This window comes from Streptomyces sp. NPDC051913 (genome assembly GCF_044593635.1).
Lineage (GTDB): Bacteria > Actinomycetota > Actinomycetes > Streptomycetales > Streptomycetaceae > Streptomyces.
In genome coordinates, this window is the sequence record NZ_JBIUCI010000014.1 from 178,028 (window position 1) to 190,878 (window position 12,851).

A 12,851-nucleotide genomic window follows, 5' to 3' on the forward strand; every position below is an offset into this window, starting at 1 on the left:
CGTCGTCCCTCATGGCCTTGCGGTGACGACCCCAGCCTGGTGGGCCAACGGGCCCTGTGGCAGGGCGGGTTGTGCCAGGTAATGAGCAGCCAGGGTGTGACAGGGCCCCTCTCCCGCCTGTCGCACCGGGCACGGGACTGTCAAACTGTCGCGTTCGAGAGACGGCGTCAGTTCTGGAGCAGGCCGATACGCCGCAGCCATGACCGGACTTCGGCATCGGCATCCCGGACTTCCTCGCCGCGCACCGCGACTCCTTCACCGAGGGTCGCGCCTGGGCAGGAGGCCGCGTAGTCGCGTTCGGTGGTGCCCAGTCCGCTCATCGCATGCGTGGTGACCGGGTGAACCGTCTTCGCGCTGAAGTCGTACCGTTCGGCGAAGGCCGACATGATCATGGGTGCCCGGACGTTCCAGATGGGGCTGGCCAGCATCACCACGTCGTAACCGTCGATCGAGGCCGGGGGGTTGGCGATGGCCGGCCGGGCATCGGTGTCCTGTTCGCGGACGTTGCGGGCGACCGTGGCGTCATAGTCGTCGGAGTAGGGGTCGGCGGCTTCGATGCGGTGCATGTCGCACTCGATGTGCCCGCCGATCATCCGGGCGAGGACTTCGGTGTTCCCGGTCTTGAGGTTCGTACGCCCGCCGTAGGAGTAGTTCTCGCCCGGCCGGGAGAAGTAGGCCAGCAGGACCCGGCTCCCGGGCGAGGCCGTGGCGGCGGGGCGCTCCGCGGCTCCCGGGGCCGTGTCGCGCGGCCTCGACGGGGAACAGCCGGTGATCTGGATGCCGGTCATGACGGTTGCTCCTCCCACAAGGACGCCACGAAGGAGCGTGCGGCGCCCCCGGCGTGGCGGGTTGGCCGTGCCGGGGGCCGCGGTGCCCCGCGGGTGGGTTCAGCGGTTGATCCATCGCTGCATGTGCTCCGGGTAGCGGTCGCCGCTGACGTCGATGCGGGCGGCCGCCTCGGTGATCTCCGCCAGGTCCTTTGGGGCGAGCTCGATGTCCAGCGCGCCCGTGTTCTCCCGCAGACGGTGGATCTTCGTGGTGCCGGGGATCGGCACGATCCAGGGGTGCTGGGCCAGCAGCCAGGCCAGCGCGATCTGGGCGTTGGTGGTGCCGTTGCGGGCGGCTACGGCCGACAGCAGGTCGACGAGGGCCTGGTTGGCCTCGCGGGCCTCCTCGGTGAACCGCGGAAGGCTGCCTCGCAGGTCGGAGTCGCCGAAGGACGTGGTGCTGGCGATCGCACCGGTGAGGAACCCCTTGCCCAGCGGGCTGAAGGGGACGAAGCCGATGCCGAGTTCGATCAGCGTGGGCAGGATCCGCTCCTCGGGCTCGCGCCACCACAGGGAGTACTCGCTCTGCAGGGCCGTGACCGGCTGTACGGCGTGGGCGCGGCGGATGACGTCCACCCCGGCCTCGGACAGGCCGAAGTGCTTGACCTTGCCCGCCTCGATGAGGTCCTTCACCGCGCCCGCGGCGTCCTCGATCGGTACGTCGGGGTCGACACGGTGCTGGTAGAGCAGGTCGATGCTGTCCACGCCCAGCCGGCGCAGCGAGTCCTCCACCGTGGCCCGGATGTGCTCGGGGCGGCTGTCCAGACCGGTGGACCGGGAGCCGTCGTAGGAGAAGCCGAACTTGGTGGCGATGACGACGTCGTCGCGTACCGGTGCCAGGGCCTGCCCGACGAGCTCTTCGTTGGTGAACGGGCCGTAGACCTGAGCGGTGTCGAAGAAGGTGACGCCCTGGTCGACGGCGGCGCGGATGAGGGCGATCCCGTCCTTGTCGTCGACCGCCGGGCCGTAGCCGTGGCTGAGTCCCATGCAGCCCAGGCCGATCGCGGAGACCTTCGGGCCGTCCTTGCCGAGAGTGCGGGTGATCAAGGTTCTTCTCCTCGTGAGGTGCGGACGTCTTGCGGGGCTCAGGCCTCCAGGCGCCGGGCGCTGAGCCAATTGACCATGGCCGGGTCGTGGTGGTCGAAGAACAGCGTCTGGCCGGTTTCCAGGGTGGCGATGGCCGCCATCTGGTCGTCGGTGAGCTCGAAGTCGAAGACGTCGAGGTTCTCCGCCATGCGCTCGGGGCGCACCGACTTGGGGATCGCGATCACGCCGCGCTGGGTCAGCCAGCGCAGTACGACCTGGGCCACGGACTTGTCGTGCTGCTTGCCGATCTCGCTGAGGACCGGGTTGGTGAAGAGGTCGTTCTTGCCCTCGGCGAAGCCGCCCCAGGACTGGATCTGCACCCCGTGCTCGCGCATCAGCTCCTGGTATTCGGTGCGCTGGAAGAACGGGTGGGTCTCGATCTGGTTGATAGCGGGGGTGACCTCGTTGTTGATGATGAGGTCGAGGAGACGGTCGGGGTAGAAGTTGGCGACGCCGATCGCCTTGGCCCGGCCTTCCTGGTTCAGCGCCTCCATGGCACGCCACTGGCCGTACACGTCACCGTAGGGCTGGTGCATCAGATACAGGTCGACGTGGTCCAGGCTCAGCTTGTTCAGCGAGGTCTCGAAGGCGCGCTTGGTGTTCTCCTCGGCGGGCGCGTCCTGGACGTACAGCTTGGTGGTGACGAACAGTTCGTCGCGCGGGATGCCACTGGCCTTGATGGCGCGGCCGATGGCTTCCTCGTTGCCGTACGAGGCGGCGGTGTCGAGCAGCCGGTAGCCGGCGGCGAGGGCGTCGGTGACGGCCTGCTCGGTCTCCTCCAGCGGGATCTGGAACACGCCGAAGCCGAGGATCGGCATCTCGACGCCGTTGTTGAGGGTGACGTTCTGCATGGGGAGGTTCTTTCTGTGCGGGACGGGGTGGGACGGGGGACCGGTCAGCGTCCGAGTGGACGGGAGTCCGTTTCGACGGCGAGGGCCGGAGACTGAGAAGGGACTGGGGTGCGCAGCAGCACGGTGGCCACGACGCTCGCCGCCACGGTTGCCGCGGCGATGAGGAGGCTGGTGTGCAGACCGGAGACGAACCCGGTCCGGTCGGCGACCAGCGCGCCGAAGACCGCGACGGCCAGGGCTCCGCCGAGCTGACGTGCTGCGTTCAGCACACCACTGGCGACACCGGCCCGCTCGGCGGGCACTCGCTCCAGCAGCAGCGACACCAGCGCGGTCACCGCCATGGCACCGCCGGCGCCGACCGGCACCATCAGCACGATCGTCAGCCAGACCGGTGCGCCGGTGGGCAGGGCCACCATGGCCAGCAGGCCCGCGGCGATCAGGCACTGGCCGGTGATGACCGGCATCCGCGCACCGAACCGGGTGGCCAGGCGGGCGGCGACGGGGCCCATGAAGGAGGTGAGCACGGTCATCGGCAGGAAGGCCACGCCGGTGGCGAGGGCACTCAGCCCGTGCACCTGCTGGAGGTAGAGCCCCAGCAGGAAGATCATTCCGTAGAAGGCGACGTTCAGGGCGAACCCGATGGCGACCGAGAGCGACAGCGTGCGCGAGCGCAGCAGGGACAGCGGCGTCATCGGATGCCGTCCGCGGGCCTGGGCGGTCAGATAGATGACGGCCGCCACGATCGCCACGGTGAAGGCGACCAGGACCCCTACGGCACCGAACCCGTCGGCACCGGTCTCGATGACCGCGTAGGTCAGCGCGCCCATGGCGGCGACGGCGGCCACCTGGCCGGTCCAGTCGAAGGGCACCTCCTGGCGCGGGGAGCGCGGGACGCGCTTGAGGAGCGCCAGGGCCACCGCGCCGACGGGCAGGTTGACGAAGAAGATCATCCGCCAGTCGAGGAGGGTGAGCAGTCCGCCCGCCACGGGCCCGGCCGCGGCGCCGACGGAGCCGCCGACACCCCACAGGGCGATCGCCTTGGCCCGGGCCGCCGGGTCGGGGAAGGTCTCGCGCAGCAGCGAGAGGGAGGACGGGACGACGAGCGCGGCCCCGGCTCCCTGTACCAGCCGTGCCGCCACCAGGACGCCCAGGTTCGGTGCCAGCGCGCAGCCCGCGGACGCCGCCACGAACAGGCCCAGGCCGCAGGCGAACGCCTGACGCGACCCGATGCGGTCACTGACCGCGCCGGCGGACAGCAGGAATGCGGCGAAGGCCAGGGTGTAGCCGTCGACCACCCACTGCAGCCCGGTCATCCCGCTGTCGAAACCGCGTCCGATCGAGGGCAGGGCCACGTTCACGATCATCGCGTCGACCATGATCGTGAAGAAGCCGAGCAGTACGGCGGCCAGCGCCGCGCGAGCGCTGGACGTGCTCCGCGGTGGCGGACCGGCCCCGTCGACTCGGAGCGATGCGGGGGAGGCGGACGTGGACAAGGGAGGATCTCCTGCACTGGAATGGCGGGGGTGTGCTGTCTGCGATCGACCCTCGCGCTTTTCCGGCGCCGGTGGCAGACCGAGATCTGCCAGGCACTGACGTTCAGGGGTGTGACAGGGCCCCCCACGCATCTGCCACGCAGGTCAGCGCGGTGTGACACTGGCGCTATGGCATCCGAGCAGAGCAGCGCCGACATCGAACTGGGCCGGTTCCTGCGCGCGCGTCGCACCCAGACGAGCCCCGAGCTGGTAGGCCTGACCGTAGGGCCCGGTCTGCGCCGGACCCCCGGACTGCGCCGCGAGGAGCTGGCCACCCTCGCCGGTATCAGCATCGACTACTACGTCCGTCTGGAACGCGGCAAGGAAACCCGCCCCAGCCCCTCCGTGCTCGACGCCCTCGCCCGCGCCCTGCACCTCGACGACGCCGAGCACCAGCACCTGCGCGAACTCGCCGCACGGGCCGCCAGGTATGTCGCCGAACCCGCGCCTCCGCCCAGCCGTGCCGTGCGCCCGCACCTGAAGCTGATCCTGGAGAGCCTTCGCCCCAGCCCGGCCTACATCGTCAGCCGCAGCATGGACCTGCTCGCCTGGAACCCCGGCGGCCTCGCCCTGTACGCGGGTCTGGCCGACTGGCCCGCCCCCCAGCGCAACCTGGCCCGCTACCTGTTCCTGCACCCCGAGGCCCGCGGTCTCTTCCCCGACTGGGACAACCTGGTCCGCGGCTGTGTCGCCCGGCTCCGCGCCGTGGCCGGGACTGCTCCGGACGCCCCCGATCTCACCGACCTGGTGGGTGAACTCCTGCTCAAGAGCCCCGACTTCGCCAAGCTGTGGGAGCGCTACGACGTCGTCGGGCGCAAGAGCGTCCAGAAGACCTTCCACCACCCCGAGGCTGGCGTCCTCACCCTCAGCGGTCAGAGCATGCACCTCGAAGGCACCCCCGGCCAACGCCTGAGCGTCTACACCGCCGAACCCGGCAGCCCCGACCACGACGCCGTGCTCCTGCTCGACAGGACCGCACCGGAACCCGCCGGACAGCTCGACACGAACGCGGAGCAGCAACACCGCAACCGGTCCTGACGAACGATCAGGTCGACGGCGAGCCGGCTTCGTCCGAGGACGAAGCCCGCTCGTGCGGCCTCGGCTGCGCACCGAGCATGTCGAGCAGCACGAGGGAGTCGTCGCCAGGAGTGCCCGGCTCGGCGTAGTACATGAGAAGCCGGTGGCCCGGCGTGCCCTCCACGTGCATGGACTGGTGGCCGAGGGTGAGATCTCCGACCTCGGGGTGGTGGAACGTGTTGCGGCCGTAGGCGTGGCCCTTGATGTCGTAGCGCTCCCACAGGCGGGCGAACTCCGCGCTCTTGAGAAGGAGTTCACCGGCCAGCCTGGTGAGGTCGGGTGCGTCGGGGTCGGTGCCGGCGAGCGCGCGCAGGCGAGCGACGCAGCCCGCTGCCTGGGCGGCCCAGTCGGGGAAGAGGTCGCGGGCGGCAGGGTGAAGGAACAGGTAGCGGGCGATGTTGCGCTGCTTGAACGGCCACTCCTCGATCCCGGGCAGCAGTCGCAGCCCACCGGGGTTGGCCGCGAGCAGATCGTCGGTACGGCTGACGATGTAGGCCGGGCTGGGGCGAAGGCTCTCCAGGATCAGCTTCAGGTGCGGGCGCACGGCACGGCTGGGCGGCGGCGCGGGTTCGGCGACATACCTGGCGGCCCGTGCGGCGAGTTCGCGCAGGTGCTGGTGCTCGGCGTCGTCGAGGTGCAGGGCGCGGGCGAGGGCGTCGAGCACGGAGGGGCTGGGGCGGGTTTCCTTGCCGCGTTCCAGACGGACGTAGTAGTCGATGCTGATACCGGCGAGGGTGGCCAGCTCCTCGCGGCGCAGTCCGGGGGTCCGGCGCAGTCCCGGGCCGACCGTGAGACCGGCCCCGGCGGAGGCGGTCCTGAGCCGGCGGGCGCGCAGGAAGCTGCCCAGCTCGGTGCCCCCGTCGGCGGATTGCTCAGGTGTCATGTCTTCGAGTGTGCGCACGCAGGTGACCGGCCGGTAGGTGTGTGGGGGGTCGTGTCATGCCCCTGAACGCGGATACCTGGCACGGCGGTCTTCGAGGACGAGACCTTTGCCTCCGGGGTTTGTCATGCTGCCGTGCGCCGCGGTGCAGGGGGAAGTGTCCTCGTCGTCACCAAAGCCACAGCCCGGCGCCACGGGATGAGCAGCCCCGCCGACCGCGGCAGGGTCGGCGGCCGTCTGGCCCTGGGCGGTGCGGCATCCTGCGGGCGGGCGTGGTTGTGAAGGGGACAGTGTCCCCGGGCGTCACCTATTGGCCTGCAGGGACGATCGTTCGGCTGAAGCCCTGCAGAGCCTATCGCCGCGTAGGCGACCGCCCTTCACTTCCACAACCCGCGTACACGGTCCCGAGCGCTACCCCGCCCGGGGCCGCGGCGTTTCCGGGTACGCACATGGCGGTTGTGCATCCGGGGGGTGGTCAGGTGCCGAGCCGCTGACGTCTTGTCGGCGGCCGCGCTCCCCACCACGGTCAGGCCCGGCTCCGCCGCGTGCGCGTCACAGGTCGGCTCACGTACCGCAGGACGTGTCGGCTCGCGCTGGAGCTCACCGCTGCCGGCGGAGCGCCCGACCCGGTCATGCCGAGTTCAGACGCGCCGAGGCGTCCGGTGAGTTGGGCCGTGTCCGGCGGGTCATGTGGCCGCGATGGCATCAAGTCAGTTCTCGCGGGCCGGACTGCGCCCGTTTGTGAGGCGTTGCTGTCGTTCGGTCACGGGGAGGACCGCCAGTGCGGTGTCTGCGATGTTCCGCACCGTCTCCGGGTCCAGGCCGGCCTTGCCTACCGCCTCGATACCGCGGACCACCGTAAGCAGCAGTGCCGCCAGCCGCTCCGGGTCCGCGGCACTGTCGATGTCGCCATGGCGCTGGGCTGCGCTGATCTCCGTCCGCAGCAGGGTCAGCAGCGCCGTCATGGTCTCGGCCGACCGCCCGGCGACCGTCGGATCGAGCTGGGCCAGTTCCGCCGCGCCCTTGGCCAACAGGCACCCGCGGCGCTCGGTGTCGGAGGCGGTGTTCTCCGCCATCAGGTGCACATATCCCGACAGCCGGGCCAGGGCCTCTGCGTCCGGGCCGCCTGCCAGCTGCCCTTCTGCCACCTCGACGACCGCGGTGCACCAGTCGCCGAAGACACGGTGGAACAGCTTGGCCTTGTCGCCGAACGCGCCGTACAAGCTGCCCTTGCCCAGGCCGGTCGCGTGGGCGATGTCGTCCATCCGGGTCCCCGCATAGCCGGTCACCCAGAACTGCTCCCGGGCCCGTTCCAGGACTTGGCTTTCGTCGAAGGCGCGTGGTCTCGGCATGGCCTCAGCCTATGCGTTCTTGACTCGATCGTCCATTACTGCCTACGTTATGGACGATCCATTCCATAACCGAGAGGGTTCGACATGCCAGGCGTGCTGCACGAGAAGGTCGCCGTGATCACCGGAGGGACCAGCGGAATCGGGCTGGCCATCGCCCACCGCTTCGTCCGAGAGAGCGCAAGGGTCTTCGTGACCGGCCGGGACATCGACCGCCTCGAAGCCGCAGTCAAGGAGTTGGGCCCTGCGGCCACCGGCGTACGATCCGACGTCTCGGTCCTGGCCGACCTGGACGCGCTCTACGCGCGAGTCCGCGAGGAGGCCGGACGCATCGACGTGCTGGTGGCCAACGCGGGAATCGTCGCGGACGCCGCGCTCGGCGCCCATACCGAGGCGAACGTCGACCTGACGCTCGCCGTCAACGTCAAGGGGCCACTGTTCACCGTCCAGAAAGCGCTTCCGCTGCTGGCGGAGCACGCCTCCGTCCTGGTGATCGGCTCAAGCAACAGCGTGCGGCCCAACGAACACCTCGAGGTCTACAGCGCATCGAAGGCGGCGGTGAGCAACCTCGTGCACAACTGGGCCCGGCAGTCGCGGGAGCGCCGATTCCGGGTCAACGTGCTCAGCCCGGGACCCACGCGGACCCCTGGCCTGCTGGGCGCCGCGGGACCGGAGGTCGACCGGTTCGCCGAGGCCGTCGTGCCTCTGGGGCGGCTGGCAGACGCCGAGGAAATCGCCGACGCCGCCCTCTTCCTGGCGTCGGACGCCTCGTCGTTCGTCACCGGCGCCGAACTCTTCGCGGACGGCGGCTACACCCGGGCCTGAACGACGGTCGGTGGTGCGCATCCGGTTCCTGCTCGACGGGGCGGAGGGGTACCGCTGGGTCTCTCCGGTGGGCTGCGACCGGAGAGACCTCGTCGGACTGAGGTAACGCTGACGGTGCTTCGGGAGACGTGGCCCGGCACCTGGCTCAGGTGGCGGGGAGGGTACGGCGCGTTTCGTGGGCCCACATCGTGATCTCGACCGGGTTGCGGGCGTTGAGTTCGGCCATCAGGCGGGCCAGATGCGTAGTGACCCCGTGCTGAGGCTGATGTGCAGCGCATCGGCGATCCCGGTGTTGGTCACCTGGCGAGCGACGGCGAGGAGCATGTTCCAGGACTGGAACCTCGCCACTAGGCACCTGTTTGGCAGCTTCCGCCAAGCCGATGACCCGCGCTTCGTGGAGGTGATCAGCAAGCTGCGTGACAGGGCGGCCATGCGACCGGTCGGTACGCGGATCCTTCAGACCATCCGCGTCGGGTTCGGCTGCTTGGAGGGGTGGAGCATGGGTGGACTCAGACATGCAAGGTAGGCCGGTAGATGAGCTCTCGGGTGTGACCGTCGAGCGTCCGGCTCTCGATCAGCTCAAGATCGAAGTCGGTCGCACCCTGGAAGACACGGTCTACCCCCGTCTCGCCGTTGATCACGGGGAAGAGCGTCACCTGGACGCGGTCGACCAGACCGGCGGCCAGCAGCGCCCGGTTCAGCGACAGACTGCCGTGCGAGCGCAACGGCACCGCGGATTCCTTCTTGAGCCGCGCGACGACCTCGACAGGGTCACCGCTCACGACGGTCGCGTCCGGCCAGTCGAGGGGCTCCTTCAGCGTGGTTGACACCACCGTTGCCGGCAGGTTTCTCATCCGGGTGACCCACGGGTCACTCAGCTCGGCCTCTTCAATGCCCGAGGCCAGCATCTGTGTGTGCGCACGATACGTGTTGGCCCCGAAGACCATCCGCTGCTCCTGGTCGTACAAGGCGAGGCGCCGGTTGAGAAACTCGGGACCTTGCTTGCCCCAGTAGCCGCCCCAGTTGCCGGTGTGGGCGCCGTAGCCGTCGAGGGTGGAAAAGACGTCGAAGGTGTAGGTAGCGGTCACGATGCTCTCCTCGAACGCGGCTGATCAGGATGACGAGACAGACCGGGAACGACGACGAAACTCATCGCCGCTGGACTTTGGAACCAGGCCCTCGGGCGCGGCCCCAGGGCTTGACCACGGTCAGGGCGATGGCGTGGCCAGAGTGGTCGTCGAGACGCCGAGACGCCGAGACGCCGAGACGCCGAGACGCCGAGACGCCGAGACGCCGAGACGCCGAGACGCCGAGACGCCGAGACGCCGAGACGCCGAGGCGACGGGCGACGGGCGACGGGCGACGAAGAGCGTGGCACACCGATCCACAAGTCTTGACTAGCCCTCAGTGCGTCACCCGAGACCCCAGTGGCCTGACCCCTGTTCGCGGACGGCCTGGAGGCCTGCGGTGCCGGTGGCCCAGCTGGCGGCCAGTGTCGTTACGGTGGCGCCGTAGATGGTCAGGAAGATGCGGCGTTCCATGGCGGTTCGCAGGGCCTCTCGCAAAGCGGGCACAGAACTTGGGGTCCGAGCGCCATTACACCGTCGCAGGTCAGCGGCAGCCAAGGCCAGGCCCCGGAACCCCCTCTAACTCCGCGACGTGGTCGAACGATTGGGCCCCCTTTCCGCATACCGCAGCACGAGGCCCTGCCCTACGGCACAGCGAGGGGGGAGAGGGCTCTTGGCTCAGGTCGGATGGGCCGGATCCCGGTCAGACGCCGGGCGGTGGCGTCAGGTTGAACCGTGCGATGACGTCGGGCAGCCAGGCAGGCCGCCCGAACTCGACTCCGTACTTGGCTGCGAGCACCTCGACCGCGTCGTCGGTCGGCGGCGGCCCGTCGGCGAGGAGGTCGGCTATCTCGCGGAAGCAGTGCTCGAATCCGGCTGGACTGATGATTTCGATCATGCGGGCCGGAACGGGGCCCGCGTTCCACATCGTGTGCAGTTCTCCACGCGGCTTGGTGATGTAGCCGCCGGGCCCCAGGACGGTTTCACGGTCGCCGGAGCGGAAACCGATCTCGCCCTCGGTGACGATGGAGTACTCGTCCTCCCGGGTGTGCAGGTGCGGGGGCACCAACGCCCCGACTGGGAACGGGTGCTCGACGACCGAGAGGGCACCACCGGTGTCGGCACCCCACAGCTTGAAGGCGACCCCGATGGAACCGAGGAAGCCCTGGGCGCCCTCGCCTGGAGGGACGATGGTGAGTGGAGGGGCCGGCGTCTCTGTCATGGCGATCACTCCTCGGCGTATTTTGGGGATACGCTGGTGTTCTCTTAAAAAGAGTCTCCGTCGCGGCTCCCGGGGCGTCAAGAATTGAGTGAACAGAAGCGTTCGCCGAAATCGCGCGGCTACGAGATGCAGAAACGTGCCGAGGATGTGCAGCGGACACGGCAGCGCATCGTCGAGGCCGCCGTGCATCTTCACGAGACCGCGGGCCCGGCATGGACGAGCATCTCGGCGATCGCCGCACGCGCCGGGGTCACTCGGCTGACCGTCTACCGGCATTTCCCCGATGAGACGGCGTTGTTCGAGGCGTGCTCCGGACACTGGCTGTCCCGGCAGAGGCCGCCTCGGCCCGAGGAGTGGGGAGCGATCGAGGACCCCCTGGAGAGGCTGACGGCCGGGCTCGCTGACATGTACCGCTTCTATCGCGAGGGCGAGCAGATGCTGACGCTGGTCATCCGCGACCAGCACGCCGTTCCCGAGTCGGTCCGCGAGGCCTGGGAGGAGAGGACCAGGCAGTACGCCGAGGTACTGGCCAATGCCTGGCCGGAGGCCGATGCCCCGGTCCTACGGGCGGTGATCGGCCATGCCGTGGCGTTCTCGACGTGGCGTTCCCTGTGTCGGGAGCAAGGGCTCAGGGACCGCGAGGCAGTCGAGTTCATGGTCACCTTGGCGGTAGCGGTCGGCAGCAAGTCCTGAGATCAGAGGGCGCTCTGAGTACGTTGCCCGCTTTTTGAGCAACCTCGGCCTGCGGAAACGTTTGGTGTAGGACGGGTGTCCAGTGCATTCCTCGCAGAGGCAGTTCTGTGATCGATTCGACGGCCGAGGCGGCGATGCCGATGGATGGCGTCGTTCGCCCCCGATCCGCGAGTCTGCCGTGAGCAATGGGAAAACAGCTGGCGGTGCTGGAGACAGTGGTAGAGCGGGCTTGACGAGATGGAGGAGGCCCTGGAGAAGGCCCGGGCCGGGCCGTCGGTGCTTTGGGGCACCGAATGTGGGCAGCCTGCGGCACGTAGCGGCGGTGGTTGCGTTGATGGGCCGCCTGTCCGTTTCTCACGGTCCTGACGTCACCCGCCAGGAGCCGCTCCGAAGGCCATCGGTCAACTCCACCAGTGTGACCACCCGTTGAGTTGGACGCCATTTCAGCTTTGGCATGCGAAGGGCACCCGGCGCGCATCCCCGGGTGAGGAGCGCAGCATCTTGCGGCACACCGGCATCCGCGTCGAGGAACTCCTCGAGCTGAGCCGGCCGGGGCAGCCGGGCGCGGATCCTCGTAGGGCCGTCGGCGTGGTGAGCCGGTCGCCGCCGCTGTGGTGGGGGACGAGCCAGCCGTCTCCGTCGCGGCGCTCACGTGACCGGGCTCGGTTTCCTGACGCAGAGTGACTCCTGTCTGCCCCGGCGCGATGGCGTCGGCCGCGGCTTGCCGTCAGCCGCGCGGTGCGCCCACCCGGAGGCCGTCCATGACGATGTCGAGGAGGCGGGTGGCTCGGGGGCGCCAGTCCTCGGCGGGGGCCATCTGCCACAGGCCGGCGATGGCGAGCATGAAGTCGTCGGAGCTGACGCCGGGGCGGATGGTGCCTGCTTCTTCGTTCATGCGGAGAAGGAGGTCGGCCGCGTCGGTGACGGGAGTGGGGGAGGGCTTGGCGGCGCCGCCGGGAGCGCTGGTGGCCAGGCGGATCGCGTCCGCCAGGCCCGCTTTGGTCATGGCGAACTCGGCCAGCCGGTCCATCCAGGTCCGCAGTGCCTCCGGCGGTGACAGTCGCTCAAGGAGCTGGGTCGCGTTTTCGGCTACCTGCCGCATCTCGTGGCGGTAGATCTCCAGGATGAGGGCCTCGCGGTTGGGGAAGTTCCGGTAGAACGTGCCCTGGCCGACGCCCGCCTTCTTGGCGATGGCGCTCAGGGGCGCGTCCGGGCGGCGCGTCAGCTCCGCTACGGCCACATCGAGAATGCGCTCGCGGTTGCGCTGCGCGTCCGAGCGCAGGGGCGCGTTGTCGTTGTGCTGCACGCGGGCACTCCTCACGGGCCCTGGGCCGAAACCCGCCCTTGCTAAGCGGACAGCTGTCCGTTACGTTTACCGAAGACCGGACAGCTGTCCGTTTCTGCCATCTTAGCCCTGCCCCCACTCCTGCGGCAGCCTGCGC

14 protein-coding genes are annotated in these 12,851 nt (G+C 69.4%); 3 read left to right on the forward strand and 11 right to left on the reverse strand.

Features of this window, described 5'->3' with window-relative positions:
- Positions 1-167: 167 nt before the first annotated feature.
- The 4 genes from ACIHIX_RS34740 to ACIHIX_RS34755 all read right to left on the reverse strand — a co-directional run bounded on the left by ACIHIX_RS34740 (position 168) and on the right by ACIHIX_RS34755 (position 4,257).
- Complete coding sequence (locus tag ACIHIX_RS34740) at positions 168-788, reverse strand: flavodoxin (RefSeq protein WP_399963266.1); 621 nt, start codon at positions 786-788, stop codon at positions 168-170.
- A 99-nt stretch (positions 789-887) separates the two neighbouring features.
- Positions 888-1,874 carry an aldo/keto reductase gene (locus ACIHIX_RS34745; protein WP_399963268.1) on the reverse strand — a complete coding sequence of 329 codons (987 nt, stop codon included), beginning with the start codon at positions 1,872-1,874 and terminating at the stop codon, positions 888-890.
- Between the two features lie 38 nt (positions 1,875-1,912).
- The gene (locus ACIHIX_RS34750; RefSeq protein ID WP_399963270.1) at positions 1,913-2,764 is read right to left on the reverse strand and encodes an aldo/keto reductase; all 852 of its coding nucleotides are present in this window, start codon (positions 2,762-2,764) and stop codon (positions 1,913-1,915) included.
- A 44-nt stretch (positions 2,765-2,808) separates the two neighbouring features.
- Entirely contained in the window at positions 2,809-4,257 is a 1,449-nt protein-coding gene (locus ACIHIX_RS34755; protein ID WP_399963272.1) for an MFS transporter, read from the reverse strand.
- A 168-nt stretch (positions 4,258-4,425) separates the two neighbouring features.
- Here ACIHIX_RS34755 and ACIHIX_RS34760 point away from each other — a divergent pair, with 168 nt between their 5' ends.
- Positions 4,426-5,334, forward strand: a complete 909-nt coding sequence (locus ACIHIX_RS34760) for a helix-turn-helix transcriptional regulator (protein ID WP_399963274.1) — start codon at positions 4,426-4,428, stop codon at positions 5,332-5,334.
- Positions 5,335-5,341: 7 nt separating this feature from the next.
- Here the strand turns inward: ACIHIX_RS34760 and ACIHIX_RS34765 are convergent, their stop codons facing one another.
- Positions 5,342-6,256 (reverse strand): helix-turn-helix transcriptional regulator, encoded by a 915-nt coding sequence (locus tag ACIHIX_RS34765; protein ID WP_399963276.1) that lies wholly within the window; start codon positions 6,254-6,256, stop codon positions 5,342-5,344.
- A 707-nt stretch (positions 6,257-6,963) separates the two neighbouring features.
- Positions 6,964-7,605 (reverse strand): TetR/AcrR family transcriptional regulator, encoded by a 642-nt coding sequence (locus ACIHIX_RS34770; RefSeq protein WP_399963278.1) that lies wholly within the window; start codon positions 7,603-7,605, stop codon positions 6,964-6,966.
- Between the two features lie 84 nt (positions 7,606-7,689).
- Here ACIHIX_RS34770 and ACIHIX_RS34775 point away from each other — a divergent pair, with 84 nt between their 5' ends.
- Positions 7,690-8,427, forward strand: coding sequence for an SDR family NAD(P)-dependent oxidoreductase (locus tag ACIHIX_RS34775; protein ID WP_399963280.1), 738 nt, complete (start codon positions 7,690-7,692; stop codon positions 8,425-8,427).
- Positions 8,428-8,652: 225 nt separating this feature from the next.
- Here the strand turns inward: ACIHIX_RS34775 and ACIHIX_RS34780 are convergent, their stop codons facing one another.
- The 4 genes from ACIHIX_RS34780 to ACIHIX_RS34795 all read right to left on the reverse strand — a co-directional run bounded on the left by ACIHIX_RS34780 (position 8,653) and on the right by ACIHIX_RS34795 (position 10,716).
- Positions 8,653-8,775, reverse strand: coding sequence for a hypothetical protein (locus tag ACIHIX_RS34780; protein WP_399963281.1), 123 nt, complete (start codon positions 8,773-8,775; stop codon positions 8,653-8,655).
- Positions 8,776-8,936: 161 nt separating this feature from the next.
- The gene (locus ACIHIX_RS34785; protein WP_399963283.1) at positions 8,937-9,515 is read right to left on the reverse strand and encodes a dihydrofolate reductase family protein; all 579 of its coding nucleotides are present in this window, start codon (positions 9,513-9,515) and stop codon (positions 8,937-8,939) included.
- A 324-nt stretch (positions 9,516-9,839) separates the two neighbouring features.
- Positions 9,840-9,968, reverse strand: coding sequence for a hypothetical protein (locus tag ACIHIX_RS34790; protein ID WP_399963286.1), 129 nt, complete (start codon positions 9,966-9,968; stop codon positions 9,840-9,842).
- 229 nt (positions 9,969-10,197) lie between these two features.
- The gene (locus ACIHIX_RS34795; protein WP_399963288.1) at positions 10,198-10,716 is read right to left on the reverse strand and encodes a cupin domain-containing protein; all 519 of its coding nucleotides are present in this window, start codon (positions 10,714-10,716) and stop codon (positions 10,198-10,200) included.
- Between the two features lie 84 nt (positions 10,717-10,800).
- On the opposite strand from ACIHIX_RS34795, the gene ACIHIX_RS34800 reads away from it, so the two are divergent.
- Positions 10,801-11,409: a TetR/AcrR family transcriptional regulator gene (locus ACIHIX_RS34800; RefSeq protein ID WP_399963291.1), complete on the forward strand. Its 609-nt coding sequence runs from the start codon at positions 10,801-10,803 to the stop codon at positions 11,407-11,409.
- A 727-nt stretch (positions 11,410-12,136) separates the two neighbouring features.
- Here ACIHIX_RS34800 and ACIHIX_RS34805 read toward each other — a convergent pair.
- The gene (locus ACIHIX_RS34805; RefSeq protein WP_399963293.1) at positions 12,137-12,715 is read right to left on the reverse strand and encodes a TetR/AcrR family transcriptional regulator; all 579 of its coding nucleotides are present in this window, start codon (positions 12,713-12,715) and stop codon (positions 12,137-12,139) included.
- Between the last annotated feature and the right edge of the window lie 136 nt (positions 12,716-12,851).